Origin of the sequence: uncultured Parolsenella sp., from assembly GCF_934660935.1 — a bacterium.
Lineage (GTDB): Bacteria > Actinomycetota > Coriobacteriia > Coriobacteriales > Atopobiaceae > Parolsenella.
In genome coordinates this window covers 29910-48965 of sequence record NZ_CAKUIH010000001.1, presented here as the reverse complement: position 1 = coordinate 48965, position 19056 = coordinate 29910, and the positions used below count along the sequence as shown (strand labels likewise).

14 protein-coding genes are annotated in these 19056 nt (G+C 62.0%); all 14 read right to left on the bottom strand.

Annotated elements, in window-relative coordinates; genetic code table 11:
- Nucleotides 1-12: 12 nt before the first annotated feature.
- Nucleotides 13-549 carry a ribosome maturation factor RimP gene (rimP, locus tag Q0H23_RS00205; protein WP_293834484.1) on the bottom strand — a complete coding sequence of 179 codons (537 nt, stop codon included), beginning with the start codon at nucleotides 547-549 and terminating at the stop codon, nucleotides 13-15.
- Nucleotides 550-845: 296 nt separating this feature from the next.
- Entirely contained in the window at nucleotides 846-1340 is a 495-nt protein-coding gene (locus Q0H23_RS00200; RefSeq protein ID WP_293834482.1) for a PASTA domain-containing protein, read from the bottom strand.
- Nucleotides 1341-1473: 133 nt separating this feature from the next.
- Nucleotides 1474-4038, bottom strand: a complete 2565-nt coding sequence (leuS, locus tag Q0H23_RS00195) for a leucine--tRNA ligase (RefSeq protein WP_293834480.1) — start codon at nucleotides 4036-4038, stop codon at nucleotides 1474-1476.
- A 211-nt stretch (nucleotides 4039-4249) separates the two neighbouring features.
- Nucleotides 4250-5761 carry an IMP dehydrogenase gene (locus Q0H23_RS00190; RefSeq protein WP_293814092.1) on the bottom strand — a complete coding sequence of 504 codons (1512 nt, stop codon included), beginning with the start codon at nucleotides 5759-5761 and terminating at the stop codon, nucleotides 4250-4252.
- A gap of 338 nt (nucleotides 5762-6099) precedes the next feature.
- Nucleotides 6100-7401 (bottom strand): glycosyltransferase family 2 protein, encoded by a 1302-nt coding sequence (locus Q0H23_RS00185; RefSeq protein ID WP_293814091.1) that lies wholly within the window; start codon nucleotides 7399-7401, stop codon nucleotides 6100-6102.
- A 51-nt stretch (nucleotides 7402-7452) separates the two neighbouring features.
- Nucleotides 7453-8481, bottom strand: a complete 1029-nt coding sequence (locus Q0H23_RS00180; RefSeq protein WP_293814090.1) for an RluA family pseudouridine synthase — start codon at nucleotides 8479-8481, stop codon at nucleotides 7453-7455.
- Between the two features lies 1 nt (nucleotide 8482).
- Nucleotides 8483-9013 carry a signal peptidase II gene (gene lspA, locus Q0H23_RS00175; protein ID WP_293814089.1) on the bottom strand — a complete coding sequence of 177 codons (531 nt, stop codon included), beginning with the start codon at nucleotides 9011-9013 and terminating at the stop codon, nucleotides 8483-8485.
- A gap of 2 nt (nucleotides 9014-9015) precedes the next feature.
- The gene (gene ileS / locus Q0H23_RS00170; protein WP_293834477.1) at nucleotides 9016-11838 is read right to left on the bottom strand and encodes an isoleucine--tRNA ligase; all 2823 of its coding nucleotides are present in this window, start codon (nucleotides 11836-11838) and stop codon (nucleotides 9016-9018) included.
- Nucleotides 11839-12226: 388 nt separating this feature from the next.
- Nucleotides 12227-12667, bottom strand: a complete 441-nt coding sequence (locus Q0H23_RS00165; protein WP_293834475.1) for a DUF3783 domain-containing protein — start codon at nucleotides 12665-12667, stop codon at nucleotides 12227-12229.
- Nucleotides 12667-13254 carry an NADH peroxidase gene (locus Q0H23_RS00160; protein ID WP_293814086.1) on the bottom strand — a complete coding sequence of 196 codons (588 nt, stop codon included), beginning with the start codon at nucleotides 13252-13254 and terminating at the stop codon, nucleotides 12667-12669. Before Q0H23_RS00160 ends, Q0H23_RS00165 begins: the two co-directional genes overlap by 1 nt.
- 80 nt (nucleotides 13255-13334) lie before the next feature.
- On the bottom strand, nucleotides 13335-13760 hold the full coding sequence (locus tag Q0H23_RS00155) for a transcriptional repressor (RefSeq protein ID WP_293834473.1): 426 nt from the start codon (nucleotides 13758-13760) through the stop codon (nucleotides 13335-13337).
- A gap of 76 nt (nucleotides 13761-13836) precedes the next feature.
- Nucleotides 13837-14970: an acyltransferase gene (locus Q0H23_RS00150; RefSeq protein WP_293834471.1), complete on the bottom strand. Its 1134-nt coding sequence runs from the start codon at nucleotides 14968-14970 to the stop codon at nucleotides 13837-13839.
- Nucleotides 14971-15092: 122 nt separating this feature from the next.
- Nucleotides 15093-16985 (bottom strand): ATP-dependent zinc metalloprotease FtsH, encoded by a 1893-nt coding sequence (gene ftsH / locus Q0H23_RS00145; RefSeq protein WP_293814083.1) that lies wholly within the window; start codon nucleotides 16983-16985, stop codon nucleotides 15093-15095.
- Nucleotides 16986-17072: 87 nt separating this feature from the next.
- Entirely contained in the window at nucleotides 17073-18983 is a 1911-nt protein-coding gene (locus Q0H23_RS00140; RefSeq protein ID WP_293834469.1) for a fructose-1,6-bisphosphatase, read from the bottom strand.
- Nucleotides 18984-19056: the final 73 nt, after the last annotated feature.

Genomic DNA, 19056 nt, shown 5'->3' with positions numbered 1-19056 from the left:
GAACGAAAGCCGTTAGGCCTTCTGCGCCTTGCCCTTCTTGGGCTTGTCGAAGGACTTCTTCTCACCCTTCTCGAAGGTGGGCTTGATGGTGCAGCGACGCACCTCGGAGAGGGGAATCTCGACCTCACCCTCGTCATCGGCGATGACGACGGAGCCGTCACGGATGCCAACAAGCTTGCCGGAGAAACGGCGACGGCCCTCGACCGCAGTCGTCGTGAGGGCGACGGTCTCGCCAGCGAAGCGCTCAAAGTCGCTCTCGCGACGAAGCGGGCGATCGAGACCCGGCGAGCTCACCTCGAGGGTGTAGGAGCCGGCGAACGGATCGAACGCGTCGAGGACCTCGGAGACCCACTCGGTCTGAGCGGCGACGTCATCGAGCGAGATGGTGCCCCCCTCCGCGTTCTCCGGGTCATAGGCCCAGTCGATGCGGACGCGAACCGTAGGGGCCTTGGTGGCGCCAACGACCTCCACGTCAACGACGTCGATGCCATGCTGGGCGCCAGCGACCTCGAGGACGTCGAGGATTGCCGCGGCCTTGTCCTCTGCCATGTGACCCTCCTTCCTAGCGCGGAGCGTATAACCCCCGCTTACACACAAAGAGATGCGGGGCGAAAACTCCACCCCACATCCCTCAATCAAGTACTCTTATCGGTGACAGTTTAATAAACAGGCAGGTAACACGTCAAGATGCATTTTATGTGTGCAGATATGTCACAAGTCGAGCACACAACTCGCATCCTCCTCGCGAAACCTTGCTCAGATGTGGATCGGTGGAAAAGCGATTCGCACCGGAGCCTCCGGAGTGTCCTCGTCAGGCAAAAGAGACGCCACTCGCAAGAGAAGCGCTACTCCCCCGCCTCCGTGACGGACTCCTCGGCTGTTACCGGGGCATCGCTCGCAGCCGCTGTCTCGGGGTTCTTCGCAACGTCGATGGTCACGGTCGAGCCCTTGTCGGCACGCGTGCCGGCGGGCGGGTTGGTCGAGATAACGCGACCGGTTAGCTGCTCGGTCGACTCCACCTCGTTCACCCCGACGTTAAAGCCCTTGTCAGAGAGGCGAGAAGTCGCCTGCTCGGTGCCAGAGCCGACGACGTTGGGGATTGTCCTGCCGCCAATGAGCTCGGCGCGATAGGCCATGAAGAAGACCAGGCAGCAGAACACCGCGACCAGCAGAAAGCCAAGGAAAAGACGAGCGACGCGCTTGCCCGTCTCCCCGCGAGAGCGACGGCCCGCGCCCATGCCGGAAAGGCCCTCGACACTCCTGCGAGAGGCGGCGGCGAGGTCGGCGGACGCGCGCTGCTCGTGACGATTGGCCCTATGCCCCCTCTTGGCGCCAGACAAGGCGCTCCCGCAACCGGGACAGCGAGTGGGAAGCAGACCTTCACCAAGGTCACGACCGCAATGCGGACACTTCATGACCGACCTCACCTCATAACATGACGGCGGGGCGCAAGAAGCGCCCCGCATAGACGGACTAATTGGCGACGACGTTGACGAGCTTGCCGGGAACGACGACGACCTTGCGAACGGTCTTGCCCTCGATCTGGGAGGCGACGGCCTCAAGGGCGGCCTTCTCAAGGTCCTCGCGACTGGCGTCAGCGGCGACATTCACGCGGGCACGAACCTTGCCCATGACCTGAACGGCGATCTCGACGGTGTCGGCGCGAGAGAGCTCGACGTCGAACTCCGGCCACGGCTCGTTGTAGACGGAGCCGGTGAGGTGCAGGGCCTCGTGGTAGAGCTCCTCGGCCCAGTGCGGGCAGATGGGTGCGAGAATCGCCACGATGTCGTGGGCGACGCGATAGTCCAGCTCGTGGTTGCGCTCATCGGCCGGGGTCTCGATGAGGTACTTGCTCGCGGCGTTCACGATCTCCATGACCGCGGAGATGGCGGTGTTGAACTGGCCGCGATCATAGTCGGCCGTGCAACGGGCGCCAAGGCCGTTGAGCGTGCGGAAGAGCTCGGCCGCCTGGCCATCGAGCTTCGTGTGGTCGAAGTCACCAGCCTGGGCGCCCTCGGAGAGCTGCCATACGATCGACCAGGCGCGCTTGATGAAGCGATTGGCGCCGGCAACGGCCTTCTCGTCCCAATCGAAGTCCTTCTCGGGCGGGGCGATGAAGAGGATAACGAGGCGCATGGTGTCCGCGCCGAAGGGCCCGATGACGCTGGAGGGCGGCACGACGTTGCCCTTGGACTTGGACATGGTCTCACCGTTCTCGTCCTTGACCATGCCCTGGCAGAGCAGGTTGGTGAAGGGCTCGTCGGCGTCAATCATGCCGAGATCGCGAAGGACCTTGGTCCAGAAGCGGCTATAGAGAAGGTGGAGGATCGCGTGCTCGATGCCGCCGATGTAGTTGTCGACGGGCATCCAGCGATCAACCGACTCCTTGGAGAACGGGAGCTCGGTATTGTGCGGATCGCAATAGCGCAGGTAGTACCAGCTGGAGCACGTGAAGGTGTCCATCGTGTCCGTGATGCGCTTCGCGGGCTTACCGCACTTGGGGCACGTCGTCTCATAGAAGGGGGCGTACTCGGCGAGGGTCTCGCCGGCACCAAGGTCGAGGTTCTCGGGCAGGGTGACCGGCAGCTGGTCATACGGGACGGGGACGTCGCCGCAGCAGTCGCAGTGGATCATCGGGATGGGGTTGCCCCAGTAGCGCTGACGGCTGATGAGCCAGTCGCGGAGACGGAACTGGACCTTCGCACGGCCAAGGCCGCGCTCGGAGAGCCAGCCGAGGATGGCGTCCACTGCCTCAGAGTGCTTGCCGCCCTTGAGGCCGGTGAACTCGCCGGACTGGACGAGGTAACCCTCGGCGACCATGGCGTGGTCCCAGTCGACGGACGTGACGCGAAGCTCACGCTCGTCCTTGAGCTCCTCGTAGAGGGGGTCGTCCTTCTCGCAGATGATCGGCGCGATCTCGAGGCCGTACTTCTTGGCGAAGTCGAAGTCGCGCTGGTCGCCGCAGGGCACGCCCATGACGGCACCGGTGCCATAGTCCATGAGGACGTAGTCTGCGACCCAGATGGGGGCCGGGCGGCCGTTGATCGGGTTGATGACATAACGGCCGGTGAAGATGCCGTGCTTCTCGCGCTCAGAGCCCTGGCGGTCGACGTTGGAGACCTTCTCCGTGGCGGCCTTGAGCTCCTTGAAGGCAGCCTCGTGCTCGGTGCCGGCGACAAGCTCCGCGGCAAGCGGGCTCTCGGGCGGAAGCAGGAAGAACGAGACGCCGAAGAGGGTGTCGGCGCGGGTGGTGAAGACGGTGATCTTGCGATCAGTGGGCGTCACGCCGTCCTCGGCGGCAAGGGTGAAGTCGATCTCCGCGCCCTCGGAACGGCCGATCCAGTTGCGCTGCTGGGCCTTGACGTTCTCAGGCCAGCCCTCGAGCTTGTCGAGGTCGTCAAGGAGCTCCTGCGCATAGTCAGTGATCTTGAGGTACCACTGGGAGAGCTCGCGTTTCTCGGGCACGGAGCCGCAACGCCAGCACTTGCCATCGACGACCTGCTCGTTGGCGAGGACCGTCTGGCACTTGGGGCACCAGTTCACCGGAGATGTGGCGCGATAGGCAAGACCCTTCTCCCACATCTTGAGGAACATCCACTGGCCCCACTTGTAATACTCGGGATCACAGGTGCGGACGAGACGGTCGTAGTCATAGGAGAAGCCCATGCGGCGCATGGTGGCGAGGGCATTATCCATGTTCTGGTACGTCCACTTGCCAGCCTGGGTGTTGTGCTTGATAGCCGCGTTCTCCGCGGGAAGGCCAAAGGCGTCGAATCCAATGGGGTGAAGCACGTCGAAGCCGCGCATGCGAGCCTGGCGAGCCATGGCATCGCCGATGGTGTAGTTGCGGGCGTGACCCATGTGAAGGTCACCGGAAGGGTACGGGAACATCTCCAGCACGTACTTCTTGGGCTTGCTGGGATCCTCGTCGGTCTTGTAGGTGCCTTCCTCGGCCCAGACGCGCTGCCACTTCTCCTCAATGGCCTGAGCGTCATAGGCGGGGAACTCGTACCTATCGTTAGTCTTCTCGTCGCACATCGTACGTGCCCTCCATGGATACAAGCGGATAACTGCTAAATAGTAACAGCTTTACTGACAATAAGGAGATCGCGGAAAACGCCCGGTTATCCAAATGGTTACCACGGCGAACAGATTGCCCGCGATCCGAGCGCCGCCACGTCTCCCCACAACAAAAAGCGCCGCCCCTCTTCCTCGAAGGACGGCGCCACAGAAACGATTCTACGTGGTCCTAGTTATAGGACACAGACTGGGTGCGGTCCTTGAGGACGACGTCGTGAGCGCCACCCTCGACGATGGAAGTCGAGCTGACTAGCGTTAGTCGAGCCTTCTCCTGTAGCTCCTTGATGCTGTTGGCACCACAGTTGCACATCGTGGACTTGATCTTGTAGATGGTCATGTTGACGCCATCCTTCAGCGAGCCGGCGTACGGCACGTAGGAGTCGACGCCCTCCTCGAAGGAAAGCTTCGCGGCACCACCGAGGTCATAGCGCTGCCAGTTGCGAGCGCGGGCAGAACCCTCGCCCCAGTACTCCTTCATGTACTGGCCGTTGACGTTCACGCGGTTGGTCGGGCTCTCGTCGAAGCGGGCAAAGTAGCGGCCGAGCATCATGAAGTCCGCACCCATGGCGAGGGCGAGGGTCATGTGGTAGTCATAGACGATACCGCCGTCGGAGCAGACGGGAACGTAGATGCCGGTCTCCTCGAAGTACTCGTCACGGGCGCGGCAGACGTCGATAAGGGCAGTGGCCTGGCCACGGCCGATGCCCTTGGTCTCGCGGGTGATGCAGATGGAGCCGCCGCCGATGCCAACCTTGACGAAGTCAGCGCCGCACTCGGCGAGGTAGCGGAAGCCATCGGCGTCAACGACGTTACCGGCGCCGACGATGACGTCCTCGCCGTAGTTCTCGCGGATCCAATCGATCGTGAGCTTCTGCCACTCGGAGAAGCCCTCGGAAGAGTCGATGCAGAGGGCATCGGCGCCAGCCTCGAGAAGCAGGGGCACGCGGGTGGCGTAGTCACGGGTGTTGATGCCAGCGCCGACCATATAGCGCTTGTGAGCATCAAGCAGCTCGTCCGGGTTGGACTTGTGAGAGTCATAGTCCTTACGGAAGACGATGCCAACGAGACAATCATCGGCGTTGACGATGGGAAGGGCGTTGAGCTTGTTGTCCCAAATGATGTCGTTGGCGACCTTGAGGGTCGTCTCCTCGGTGCCGACGATGAGCTGCTCGCGCGGGGTCATGAACGTGGCGACCTTGGCCTGGTGGTCATCGCGGGAGGGACGGTAGTCGCGGCTCGTAACGATACCGAGGAGCTTGCCGTGGGGCGAGCCGTCCTCGGTCACGGGCATGGTGGAGTGGCCGGTCTGCTCCTTGAGGCGCATGACCTGCTCCATCGTCATCTCAGGCGTGAGCGTGGAGTCAGACACGACAACGCCGGCCTTGTAGTCCTTGACGGCCTTGACCATGGCGGCCTCGGCCTCGGGGGTCTGGGAGCCGTAGATGAAGCTCATGCCACCCTCGGTGGCGAGGGCGATGCCCATGCGCTCGCCGGAAACGGCCTGCATGATGGAGGAGACCATGGGGATGTTCAGCGTGACCCTCGGCTCCTCGCCGGCCTTGTAGCGGCAGAGGGGCGTCTTAAGGGAGACGTTAGCCGGGATGTTCTCAGAAGAAGAATAGCCAGGTACGAGCAGGTACTCAGAGAAAGTGTGCGATTCGCCCTCGAAGAACGTTGCCATGTATGCTCTCCCAATCTGTCTATTGCCGCGGACGGGAGTCCGCTGGCCGTATGCCGACTCAATCTTGACAATTGTAACGTCTGATACCGATGGCTTGCTACCACTATCTAATTCAGGGGACCTAACCTTTTGGCAGGTCGCACAACGCGCGAACGAAAGTCGCCGACTGCCACGCAAATTGGCACGCGACGCGTGCACCACCTGAAAAAGGGACTGTCCCTTTTTCAGGTGGTGCACGCCGCAAGCGCAAACACGCAACGCATAAAGAAAGCGTGGCCACACGAACGCCCGGTTGGAGCGAACGCATGGCCACGCAATGAACCAATGTAGCAGGGGTTCTATGAGTTCTCGGCGGCGTTGATCTGATCCATGGAGATGGAAACCGTGTGCTTGGTGGGAACCCACTCGACCTTCTTGAAGAGGGCCGCGATGCAGATGGGGATGTAGGTCATCATGAACAGCGGGAAGGTGAAGAGGTTCGTAAAGATGCGCCAGCGACGCTCCTTGCGGCAGATGATGTGCTTGCGCTCAGAAATCGTCGTGATGACGGCGAGAACGAAGAACGTCACGTACATCGAGCCGAACGTCATCATGAGCGAGCCCACAGCCATGGAAAGCTCGTTCTGCGTGGCAAGGAAGCCGTGGCTTAGACCACCGATGACGAGATAGACCGTGTTCACGAAGGCAGAGACGAGCGTCAGGATGTTGCCCGGCGCGATGGTCATCAGCATGTCATAGGAACCGAAGCGCTTCTTGCCGACGCCACGGAACAGGTCTCCCACATACGAGAAGAATACCTGGTAGAAGCCCTTAGTCCAACGCATGCGCTGGGTCCAGGAGCTCTTGAGGTCAATCGGCTGTTCGTCATAGAACTCGGCCGGGGCGTATGCAATGCGGATGCCGTTGGCGGCGCAGAACGTCGAGAACTGGATGTCCTCAGTGAGGGTGTGGAAGTCCCAGCCGTTCATGCCCTGGATGATGCGTGACGAGACCATCCAGCCGGAGCCGGAGATGGCGCAGCCCGTACCGCAGAGCATGCGTGAGTTGTTGAGGAACTTAGCCTCGCGGAGGAACCACAGCGCATAGGCTGAGCTAATCCAGCTCGAGTCGAAGTTCTTGGAGTTGCGGTAGCTCGTGGCCACGAGGTAGCCCTGGTCAAATACCTTGTTCATCTCCGTCACGTAGGTAGGAGACAGGAGATTGTCCGCGTCGAAGACGAAGAAGGCCTCGTACTTACCGGGATACTCCTCAAGGACCCTGGCAAAGCCGTAGTCAAGAACCCAGCTCTTACCCTTGCGGGCGAGGTCATTACGCTCATAGACTATGGCGCCGGCTCGCCTTGCCTCCTCCGCGGTGTTGTCAGTGCAGGCGTCTGCCACCACGAAGGTGTCGATGAGCTCAGAGGGGTAGTCCTGAGCCTTGATCGAACGCACGAGGTTTGCGATGACGCTCTCCTCGTTGTGCGCGGCGATGAAGAAGGCATAGCGATGGTTCTTCTTTGCCTCCGGGAGCTTGACCTCTCCGCGCCTCCACGTCACGAGGATGTAGACGAACTGGTAGAAGTACGCGAAGGTGAAGAAGCACCAAATGATGAAGTTGAAGACCACAATGGGCGTGATACCCAGACGATTGAGTTCCAAAACGGCCTCTCGCTCGAATCGAATGCTTATGCGACCATGGCCAAACGAGTGTTAGGCACGCCCAAGGAGCATGGGGCAAATGCCCTCCCCCGCCTCGGTGCGGCCCATCGAACGACCTTCGAGCGATTCTAGTACAGCTGCGAGGTCATTAGGGAGTGTGTCGCGAAGCTCTACGGTCTCTCCGGACACGGGGTGCGCAAAAGAGACGCTCCACGAGTGCAGGAACTGCCTCGTGAGACCAAGATTCTGGGCAAGGTCGCCACGCCCATAGAGCGGGTCGCCGATAACCTGGTGGTTGATATGACGCATGTGAACGCGAATCTGGTGCGTGCGGCCGGTGTAGAGATGGCACTCGAGCAGCGTGTAGCCCTCGTCGCGACGCGCCGCCTCGAAACGCTCGAGAACACGGAAGGTCGTGATCGCCTCACGCGCACCGGGCTCGTCAGAGACGGCCATGCGGATGCGATCGCGCGTGGAGCGCGCGATGCCCGTGTCGATGGTGCCCGAATCCGCGGCGACATAACCCCAGACCAGCGTGACATAGCGGCGGTCGAGAGTCCTCAGGCGGATGAGGTCCTGGAGCGCTTTCTGAGTTGAGTCGTCCTTGGCGGCGAGCATGAGACCGGAAGTATCCATGTCGAGGCGGTGGACGATGCCTGGACGGTCATCACCCTGAAGCGTCCCCAGGTGAGCAAGCCCGCAGTGGGCGACGAGGGCGTTCGCGAGGGTGTCATCAACGTGACCAGGACTAGGGTGACAGACGAGACCCGGCTGTTTGGAGAGCACGATGAGGTGATCGTCCTCATAACGGATGTCGAGGTCGATGTAGGGGTTGGGCGCGAGGCCTCCCTCGGGCACGAGGGGCTCGGGGTCATCAACCGTGGCGCGCACCCTGTCTCCGAGAAGGACCTTCTCGCTCTTCGAGGTCGCTGGCGTGTCATTGATCGTGACGAGGCCCTGTTCCACGAGTTTTGAGCAGGCAGATCGAGACGGCATGCCCTCGCCCGTCGCAAGAAACGCGTCAAGGCGGCAGCCATCGGACTCCGGCCCCACAAGAAGGTCGACTATGCGCTGCGCCATGCTAATTCTCCTCGCGCGTGTTCTCGGCATTCGACGCGGTGTTGGCGGCACCCGAGTCATCCTCCGCCTCGCGAGCGGCATCCCAGCGCCAGGCAAGCACGAAGGCAATGACTACGCCACAGGTGACAAAGATATCGGCGACGTTAAAGACCGGGAAGTCGATGAAAGTCGTGCAGAAGAAGTCAGTCACGCGGCCTGCCACCACGCGGTCGATGAGATTGCCCACTCCCCCGCCTGCAACGGCGCCAAGCGCGCAGACAAGTGAGGCGGGCATCTCGTGCTCGCGAGCGACCCAGATGGCAAGACCCAGGCAGATGGCGACGGCAAGCACGACGAAGACCCAGGTTGAACCAGAGCCGATCGAGAATGCCGCGCCCGTGTTCATGACGAGGGAGAAATCAAGCACGCCGGGAATGAAGGGCACGGGGCCGCCGGCCAGCGCCTCGCGCGCCCAGGCCTTGGTGACCTGGTCAAGCGCGACGGCGCAGGCGGCGACCCCTGCAAACGCAGCTATGCGACGAGAGCCCGTCAAGGCTACTCCGCCTTCGCGGCGGCCTCGGCAACGGCCTCGCTGCAACGGCAGCACAGACCGTCGGCACCGAGCGGACGCCAGTTCCAGCAACGCGGGCACTTCTCGCCGTGAGCAGGAAGGACCTCGCAAGCGAGCTCGTCGCCAGAGGCGAGCTCGACCTCAGAGCAGACGAAGGCCTCAGCGAGGAGAGCCTCGGAGCCCTTGAGGAGCTCGTAGGACTCCGCCGGGAGCGTCAGGACGCAGCGCGTGGCCTGACTGGTCTTCTCGGTGACGACACCAGAGGCGAGGGCGGCCTCGTTGGCCTTGGTGTAGGCACCGCGAGCCTCAAGCATGGCGTTGTAGGCGGGCAGCAGGGCCTCGACCTCGTCGTGGGCGAGAGGAGCCGTCCACCAATCGAGGAGAGCGGCGAACTTCTGGCCGTCGCGAGCGGAGGCCGGGAGGTGCTCCATGACCTCGTCGCAGGTGAACGACAGGATCGGCTGGAGATCGCGAAGGAGCATCTCGAGCAGGTAGTACCAGCAGGTCTGGACGCTGCGGCGGGTCTTGGCGGAAGGAGCGTCGCAGTACATGCGATCCTTCGTGGCGTTCAGGTAGCCGTTGGAGAGCTCGGTGACGACGAAGTCATAGAGCGCACGATAGACCTGGTAGAAGCGGTATCCGGCGTAGGCCTCGCTGACCTTCTCGTGCATCTCGCAGGCGCGAGCCAGCACGAGGCGGTCATACTCCTCCATCTCGGAGACCGGCACGAGGTCGCGCTCGGGATCGAACTGGCCCTCGAGTTCGCCGAGGAGGAAGCGGAAGGTGTTGCGGAAGCGGCGGTAGGCGTCAGAGGTGCGCGCGAGAATCTCGTGGTCGACGGCGACGTCGTGGCTCGTGTCGGTGGAGGCGACCCAAAGGCGCAGGATGTCAGCTCCCATCTCGTCGCAGACCTTGTTCGGGTCGATGACGTTGCCGAGCGACTTGCTCATCTTGCGACCCTGGCCATCGAGCGTGAAGCCCTGGGAGACGACAGCCTTAAATGGGGCGACGTCGTTCGCGCCGAGCGAGGTCAACAGCGAGCTCTGGAACCAGCCGCGGTGCTGGTCAGAACCCTCGAGGTACATGTCCGCCGGATACTGGAGCTCGTCACGGAACTCGCAGACAGCCCTCCAGGAAACGCCGGAGTCCCACCAGACGTCGAGGATGTCCTTGCCGGGCTTGAGGTGGTGACCGCCGCACTTGGGGCAGACGCAGGCATCGCCGAGGTAGGACTCGGGAGCGTCCGTGAACCAGGCGTCGGAGCCCTTCTCGTGGAAGAGCTTGATGACCGCGTCGAGCGTGGCGTCGTTCATGACGGTCTCGCCGCAGTCCTCGCAGGTGAAGCTCGGAATGGGCACGCCCCAGTTGCGCTGACGGGAGATGCACCAGTCAGGCCTGCCCTCAACCATCGCGCCGATGCGGTTCTTGGCGTGCTCGGGGTACCAAGCGACCTTGTTCTCGATGGTGTCGAGAGCCTCCTCGCGAAGGCCGGTCTTGTCCATGGAGATGAACCACTGGTCAGTGGCGCGGAAGAGCACGGGCTGGTGGCAGCGCCAGCAGTGCGGATAGCTGTGGTTGATGTCCTCGTGGAGGATCAGCATGCCGCGCTCGTCAAGCCAGGCGATGATCTTCGGGTTGGCTTCGTTGACCTCGAGACCAGACCACGGGCCGCCGGTGCCCATGGTGTCGCCAACGTAGAAGCGGCCGTCGTCGTCGACGGGCATGACCACGGGGATGCCGAACTTCTGGCCGGCGAGGTAGTCGTCAACGCCGTGTCCGGGAGCGGCGTGGACGATGCCGGTGCCGTCGTCGAGCGTAACGTAGTCAGCGTAGATGAACTCGCCCTCGATGCCCTGGTCGCCAAAGATCGGCTGCTTGTACTTGTTGTGGCAGAGCTCGGTGCCCGTCATGCTCCAGGGCTCGCCGTCCTCGCCGAGGACGAGCTCGACGTCGCCATAGCCAAACTTCGCGCAGTCGCGCTCGACCAGGGACTGGGCCATGAGCTCGGCGTGGCCGTCGTGGATGACGGCGACGTAAGAGGCTTCCGGGTGCAGGATGACAGCGTCATCCGCAGGGAGGGTCCACGGGGTGGTGGTCCAGATGTCGACGAACAGCTTGCCCGCCCAGGCCTCGAGGCCGGCGGGGACGGTCGTCATCTCGAAGCGCACGAAGATGGCAGGGCTGACCTCGTCTCCGTACTCGATCTCTGCCTCGGCGAGGGCCGTGTGGCAGTGAGAGCACCAGTGGACGGGCTTGTGGCCGCGGTAGACCATGCCCTTGTCGAACATCTTCTTGAAGACCTCGATGTCAGCGGCATCGTGCTGGTGATAGAGCGTGAGGTAGGGATTGTCCCAGTCACCGAGGACGCCAAGGCGACGGAAGCCGGCCTTCTGGAGCTCGATGTTCTCGACAGCGAACTCGTTGCACATCTCGCGGATCTCAGAGGTGGGCATCTCGTTGAACTTTGCGGTGCCGACCTTCTCCTCCACCTTGTGCTCGATGGGCTGGCCATGGCAGTCCCAGCCGGGAACGTAGGGGACGTCGCGGCCCATCATCGACCAGTAGCGGTTGATGATGTCCTTCGAGATCTTGTTCATGGCGTGGCCGATGTGGATCGGGCCGTTAGCGTACGGAGGGCCATCGTGCAGGACGAACTTGTCGTGACCCTCGTTCTTCTTGCGCGCCAGCTCATAGACCTTGTTGTCGTTCCAGGCCTTGAGGCGCTCGGGCTCGCGGGCAGCGAGGCTCGCCCTCATCGGGAAGCTCGTACTCGGGAGGTTCATCGTCTGCTTGTACTCGTTTGCCACCTGCAAAAACTCCTTTCGCGGGCATTTGCCCACATCAGCCAAGCGCCCGCGCGCGTGAAATGCGCACGAAAAAAGCGCCCGCCCCGACCGCCGGGACGAAGCGCCTGGATACGGCTTGCGCCGTGACGTTTCGCTTAACCACCCAGCGGGCGAGGAACTCGCCTTACTCGGCTGGCCCGTCACGGGGACCATTCCGGCGACGCCTACTGGGGACAACGCTTACGCGCGCCTGTTTGGGCCGCAGCTCCGGGGTGATTTTCGCTTGGGTGTGACTGCGGGCTCCCACCGTCCCCGCTCGCTCTATGCCACAGTGACCAGGTTACTCTTCCCCATCACAGCTTTTCGAAGGGATATCTTAGCACGTATTCGACGGGCGATGAGGCTCGCTTTAGGAAGTCGCGGAACCTTCTCCCGTCATGGCCGCATGCTCGGCCTTGACGGCCTCAATGAGACGGACGAGGGGCCAGATGCGATTCTCACGCGTGAGGGCGGCCTTGGCACCCACGACGCAATCCTCCTCGCGGCAGCGCGCGCAGAACTCCTCCACCTGGGGCTGGGTGAGGCCGCAAAGGAGAACGAACTCCCCTGCCGGCATCGGGCCCGCATAGGGCACGGGGCGCGGCCTCATCGCCGGGAGGCGGGCGAAAGCTCCCGCAGGATCACCGAGACGCTCAGGCATAGCCGTGCGACAGACGAGGCCCATCTCGCGAAGCACGGAGCGCACGGCCGCGCCACGCTCCGAATCAGGGCCAAGCCCCCAGAGCACGGCGCAAGGCACCGGCCCCGAGGGCTTGGACTTGGATGAGCTCTTTTTGCTCTTGCCCGGCATTAGCCGAAGTAGCGCTCAAGCAGGCCCTTGAGGGCCTTGCCGTGACGGGCCTCGTCACGAGCCATCTCGTGGACGGTGTCGTGAATGGCGTCGAGGCCGTTCTTCTTGGCGCAGGAGGCAAGCTCGAACTTGCCCTGGGTGGCACCAAACTCGCAGTCAACGCGCCAAGCAAGGTTGTCCTTCGTGGTGGCCTTCATGTTCGGCTCAAGCTCGGTACCAAGGAGCTCCGCGAACTTGGCGGCGTGCTCGGCCTCCTCGTAGGCGGCCTTCTCCCAGTAGAGACCGACCTCAGGGTAGCCCTCGCGGTGAGCGATGCGGGCCATGCAGAGGTACATACCGACCTCAGAGCATTCGCCGGTGAAGTTGGCCTTAAGCTGCTCGAGGATGTAGGCCTTGTCCTCGTCAGAGATCTCAGGGTTGTCCTTGACGGTCTTGTCATAGATGCCGTACTCGTGCTCGGCGGCGAGGGTAAGCTCACCCTCGACCTTCTCGAAAGCGCTGGCCGGAGCGTGGCAGACCGGGCACTCCGCGGGCGGCTCGGCGCCCTCGTAGATGTAACCGCAGACCTTGCAAACCCACTTATCCATATGATCCTCCTTTGTTGTGTCGGCGCTCCCAGGCACCGCCATCCTCTCCTATGCATGACGGCCATTGCTGACCGAGATGTCTAAGCTTCACTCACCTGGGACGAGGCAACCTCATGCGCCTTCTGGCAAGCCGGACACACGCCGTCGAACTGAAGCTCGTGTCCACTCACAGCGTACCCAGATACGGCAGACGCCCTCTCGTCGAGAAGCGCTGGATCGTCAACGGCGGGCATTATCACGTCATCCACCCTGCCGCATTCGACGCAGTGAACGTGATAGTGCGGGAAGGTCTGGTGATCGAAGTGATCCGCGCCATTGTTGATTCTGACGCGCAGCGCCACTCCCTCATCCGAGAGCCTCGAAAGCGTGCGAAAGACCGTTGCCCTGCTGATGGAGGGATGCGTGGCATGAACGGCCTCATAGACCTCATCCGCCGTGGGATGATTAGCAAGTTCGACAAGCGCGTCACGAATGATGGTCTTCTGGACCGTGTTTCTTGCTGCCATGTCCCCTCCTTCCTTATGTGAGCTAATTAGTAGTATATCCAATTGCGACTAGATATCAATAAGTATTTTCTACTAATTAGTTAGCCTTAGTTGATACCTGCCGAGCGTCAGCTATCCCGAAGGCTTGTTTGAGGCAACGTTGAATGGGAGCGAGAAGTACGGTGTCAAGAACGGATGCCGCGCACCAGGAGAGCGCGTACGAGGCAAAGGTCGCCACCAGCCAGAGGCAGACGCGCGTGGTCCCATCAAAAGCCGCAAGGTCGGCATGCCCAAAGACGAGCACGATAGCAGCGGCTTGAAAGAGATAGATCGAATAGCTGCGACGACTCGTCCATTCTATGAAACGCGTTGCGCGGGAGCCCCTCACGCGTACCCTCGCCGCAAGCACGAACGCTCCCACTGTGGAGAAAACCCAAAGATGGCTGGGGTTGGAGCGCTCAAAGCCGAACTGCGCGAGGAGGGCGTCGCCAACCCAGAAGAGAAGACCGAGGAGAAGGGCGTGGTTGCGGGCTTCGCTCGCCGTGACCGGTCCAAGGCGACGGAGCGCATACCCCATGCAGAAGAAGAGCGGGTATCCAAAGAGCGGCTCCATGCGCGCCGGAATGAGGTGAAGCAGGGTCGAGGAGAGGTCGGGCGCCCAGGTCACGCCAAACGCAGAAAGTGAGGCAACGAGATCGCAGGCGACGCCCCAAAGGGAGAGCACGATAACGACCTTGACGAGCAGCCTGAGCTGCGAGCCGCTCAGGGCCTCAAACATGACGAACAGGAACGGGGCACCCAGGAGCATCGGCATGAGAACGGGGACGAACCACCACGCGCCAGAGATGATGCTCGAGGCGAAAGCGAGGTAGCCCGCGGGGGAAACGGCGGAGGAAGCGTCCCCGTCAAGCCCCAGAGCGCCTAGATAGCCAAACCTCGCCGCAAAGGCATAGGCCACGACGGAATAGACGATAATCGGCACGACAACGCTCACGAACTTACCAAGGTAATAGTCGCGCAACGTTCCCTTGAGCGGCCGGATTGCGAAATAGCCCGAGAGGGCGAAGAACACCGGATCGCAGAGAAGGAAGAGCTTCGCGAGACCCTCGGTAACATCGGCGCCGCACACGACTCCGAGATACGGAACGGCGTGAACCGCGACGACGGCAAACATCGCCACGGACCTAAAAAGATCGAGCCCCACATCCCTCTTGCTTGCGCCTGCTCCCACGTCGCCTCCTTCATGTCTCTCGATCGATCCAACAAAATAACGCCCGGATACCATCATAGATGACGTCCCGGACGTTAATAGCGCAGGGGCTCCCCGGCACATGACCTGGGGAGCCCCATCACCTATTCCTGAGTCTTAGGAAGCGTAGGCGCGAAACCGTCGTCACGCGTGAAGATGTTCATGAACTCCTCGCCCGTGATCGTCTCCTTCTTCTGGAGATAGTGGGCAATCTCATGCAGCTTGAAGCGATGGGCCTTAAGCGTGTTAAGGGCGGTCTGATGGCCTTCCTCGACCAGGCGCTGGACCTCCGCATCGATCTGCTGCGCGGTTCCCTCCGAACAGGTGAGCTCGGCGCCGCCGCCCAGGTAACGGTTACGCTGCTGGCCGAGAGCCACCATGCCAAACTTGTCACTCATGCCGAGCTGGGTGACCATGGCGCGGGCGATGGAGGTCGCCTTCTCGATATCGTTGCTTGCACCACTCGTCATCTCGCCGAAGATGATCTCCTCGGCGGCACGGCCACCGCACAGGACGGCGATCTTGTTCTTGGCCTCCTGGCGGGTCGTGAGGAAGTGCTCGTCCTCCTCGACCTGCATGGTAAAGCCGAGGGCGCCAGAGGTACGCGGAACGATGGTGATCTTGGAGACAGGGGCGGAGCCCTTCTGAGCCGCGGCGACAATGGCGTGGCCCGTCTCGTGGTAGGCGACGACCTCCTTCTCGTGCTCGGAGAGAACGGTCGACTTCTTCTTCTCGCCAGCGATGACGACGTCGACCGACTCGACGAGGTCCTCCTGGGTCACACGCTTGCGACCAAAGCGAACGGCGCGCAGGGCGGACTCGTTGATAATGTTTGCGAGATCAGCACCAGAGGCACCAGGTGTCGAACGAGCGATAACGCCAAGGTCGATGCCATTCTCCATCTTCACGTCATTCGCGTGGATGCGAAGGATGGCCTCGCGGCCAGCGAGGTCAGGGAGCTCGACGGGGATGCGACGGTCGAAGCGGCCGGGACGCAGAAGCGCCTGGTCGAGGGACTCGGGGCGGTTCGTCGCGGCAAGGACCACGATGCCCTTCTGGTTGTCGAAACCGTCCATCTCGGAAAGGAGCTGGTTCAGGGTCTGCTCGCGCTCGTCGTTGGAGTTGAGGGAGCCATCGCGCTTCTTGCCCACGGCGTCAATCTCGTCGATGAAGATGATGCAGGGAGCCTTCTCCTTGGCCTGCTTGAACAGGTCGCGGACCTTCGCGGCACCACGACCGACGAACATCTCGACGAACTCAGAACCGGCGATCTGGAAGAACGGAACGCCAGCCTCACCAGCGACGGCCTTTGCGAGCAACGTCTTGCCCGTACCCGGAGGGCCAACGAGAAGCGCGCCACGCGGGCAGCGCGCGCCAATCTCGGTGTACTTGTCGGGGTTCTTGAGGAAGCTGACGATCTCCTGGAGCGACTCCTTGGCCTCGTCCTGACCGGCGACGTCCGCGAACTTGACGCCCGTCTCGGTGCCCTTGACCTCCTTGGCGTGGCTCTTGCCGAGCCCGCCGCCCATGCCAAAGCCGCCACCGCCGAAGTTCATGGACGGGCCGTCATCGCCCATCATCTTCTTCATGCGACGGTTAAGCCAGATACCGCCAACGATCGCCAGGAGCACGGGCAGGCCGTAGACGAGCAGCATGTACATCCACAACCCGGAGTTCTGATCCGCGATCTGGGCCGAATAGGTGACGTTGTGCTTGTTCAGGCGCTCAGAGAGCGTGTCGTCATTGGGCCACATGGTGGCTCGATAGGTGACGTTCTCCTCGTCCTTGCTCGTAAACGTGATCTTGCCGCTGCCGGTGTCGAGGTGGACGTCGGCAACTTCATCATCGTCAACCATGTCGATGAACTCGCTGTACGAGACCTCACGCACCTGGGCGCGCTCGAGGCTTGGGTACACCACCGATTGCAACGCGACGATCGCCGCGATGGCGATGATCACGTACAAGATCATCGATTGGCGCTTTTTCTTGTCGTTCATTGTCCGTCCTTGGCTCCGGCTTTAGATGGAGTCAAGGATACCCAAGCGGACGGTCCTGAAACAGACATCCGAGCGATTATTGAAAAGCTAGGCAGCGTCACCGCGTTCAGGCAGCTCGCCGTTGCGATAGGCGTCAAGAAGGGCCGTCAGGTCATCGATCTGGGCACGGATATGAGCGCCCGTGTCCGTGTCCGCGACCTTCAGCGGACGAGGGTTCACCTCAAGCTGGTCATCATCCGAATAGATGTCGCCACGGTCTGCCACGACATCGCCAATCTCGTCATACGGACGGTGCGCCTTGATCCTCATGCCGTTCGCGTCAACGATGAGCGTGTAGCCAGCGATACCCGTCTTCGAGTGGTATGCGCGGCAGAAGCCGCCGTCGATGACGAGACGCTTGCCAGCGCCGCGGATCGGGGTCTCTCCGGAGGCCTTCGACACGGGCGTGTGGCCGTTGATGATGTGGCCACCCTCGCCATAGAGGCCAAACTCCTCGAGCACGTGTTGGCAGACATCGGGCCTGCAGGCAAGCTCGAAGTAGGGGTCCTGGTCCTCGACCCACGTCGAGCGGTCCTTCACGAAGGTGCGCTCGAAGGTCTTCACCTTGCGGCCGGCGAGCGGGCTCGAGAGGCCGCACCACATGTACCACATCCAGTCGAGCGTCTCCTCGGAGTGATCGTGCCAGGCACGGCGAGCGATGCGGTCGCATGCGTCGAGGTACGCGCGGCCGGCGATGTGACGGTCCCCCACCCTGATCGGGCGGAAGCTGCCGTCCTTGCGCATGGGGACGCAGCCGTGGAAGAGGAGGTTGCCGTTGTAGGCGAGGTAGACAGAGCCATGCTCGTAGAGGAAGTCAACGTGGCGGCGGAGGCGGCGACTGTTCGTGAAGCTGTCCACAAGGCTCGTGACGACGCGCTGCTCGTCTTCCGTCAACTCGTAAGGATGCTTCAGGTCGAGCGTTGGGAAGTCCTTCGTGGTGAGCTCGTACTCGTGCCCGCCGATACGGACCGTGCCCCTCTCGGCGTTCACATGCTCGAGCAGGAGCCTATCCCCCATGTCAAACTCGGGACGACGAGCGATCACCTGCCCCATGAGCTTGAACATGATGACGGAGATGGCCTTCTCGGTGGGGCTCAGCGACTCGCCGTCGCGATAGGTCTTCTCCGCGAAGAGCGCAAGCTCACGGAGCTGGATGCCATAAGAGCCCTCGAGAATGTCGAGGGTGTCATAGTGGACGTTGTTGCGCACGACGGTCGCCACGCACACGGCGGAGCCAGCTGCGGCACCCATCCAGCAGATGTCGTGGTTGCCCCACTGGATATCGAGCGAGTGATAGCGCAAGAGGCGGTCTACGATGGCGTCACCGTGGGCGCCACGGTCATAGATGTCTCCCACAACGTGCACGTGATCGACGGCGAGGCGCTTGATGAGCGACGCCAGACTGCGAATGAAGTGCCCGGCGCTTCCCGTCTCGATGATCGACTCGATAATGCGCCCGTGATAAGCGGCGCGATCGGCTTGCTCGCCGGGGCTCGCGTGGAGGAGCTCGTCGATGATGTAGGCATATGCCACCGGCATGGCCTTACGCACCTTTGAGCGAGTGTAGGCATCAGACAGGTAACGGGCGAGTTCGATAAGCATGCCGAGAGAAGCTCTATACCAGGAAGGCGTATCCTGCTTCGTCTCTTTGATGCGCCTGAGCTTCTCATCGGGATAGTAGACGAGCGTGCAGAGCTCTGCCTGCTCGCTCGGGGTGAGGCGATGGCGAAATACCGCGCGAACACGCTCGCGAATAACGCCAGAGCAGTTGTTGATGATGTGGTCAAACTGCTCGAAGTCACCATGGACATCCGAGATGAAATGCTCAGTCGCCTTGGGCAGGTTGAGGATTGCCTCGAGGTTGATGACCTCGGTAAAAACGGCTTGACAGGTAGGGAACTTCTCAGAGAGAAGCGTCAGGTACTTGATCTGCTGCTCTGTGGCAAAGCACTGCGGCACGGCGCACCCCCGTGGTCGATGGACGTCCTGCCATGGTATGACGCACGCGCCGTTTTTAACGCACTGTTCCAGG

Excerpts from the sequence above, each read along its gene's own strand:
- Q0H23_RS00165 (WP_293834475.1), bottom strand. The coding sequence starts at position 12,667 with ATGCCGGGCAAGAGCAAAAAGAGCTCATCCAAGTCCAAGCCCTCGGGG.
- ftsH (WP_293814083.1), bottom strand. The coding sequence starts at position 16,985 with ATGAACGACAAGAAAAAGCGCCAATCGATGATCTTGTACGTGATCATC.
- rimP (WP_293834484.1), bottom strand. The coding sequence starts at position 549 with ATGGCAGAGGACAAGGCCGCGGCAATCCTCGACGTCCTCGAGGTCGCT.
- Q0H23_RS00180 (WP_293814090.1), bottom strand. The coding sequence starts at position 8,481 with ATGGCGCAGCGCATAGTCGACCTTCTTGTGGGGCCGGAGTCCGATGGC.
- Q0H23_RS00155 (WP_293834473.1), bottom strand. The coding sequence starts at position 13,760 with ATGGCAGCAAGAAACACGGTCCAGAAGACCATCATTCGTGACGCGCTT.
- Q0H23_RS00190 (WP_293814092.1), bottom strand. The coding sequence starts at position 5,761 with ATGGCAACGTTCTTCGAGGGCGAATCGCACACTTTCTCTGAGTACCTG.
- Q0H23_RS00160 (WP_293814086.1), bottom strand. The coding sequence starts at position 13,254 with ATGGATAAGTGGGTTTGCAAGGTCTGCGGTTACATCTACGAGGGCGCC.
- leuS (WP_293834480.1), bottom strand. The coding sequence starts at position 4,038 with ATGTGCGACGAGAAGACTAACGATAGGTACGAGTTCCCCGCCTATGAC.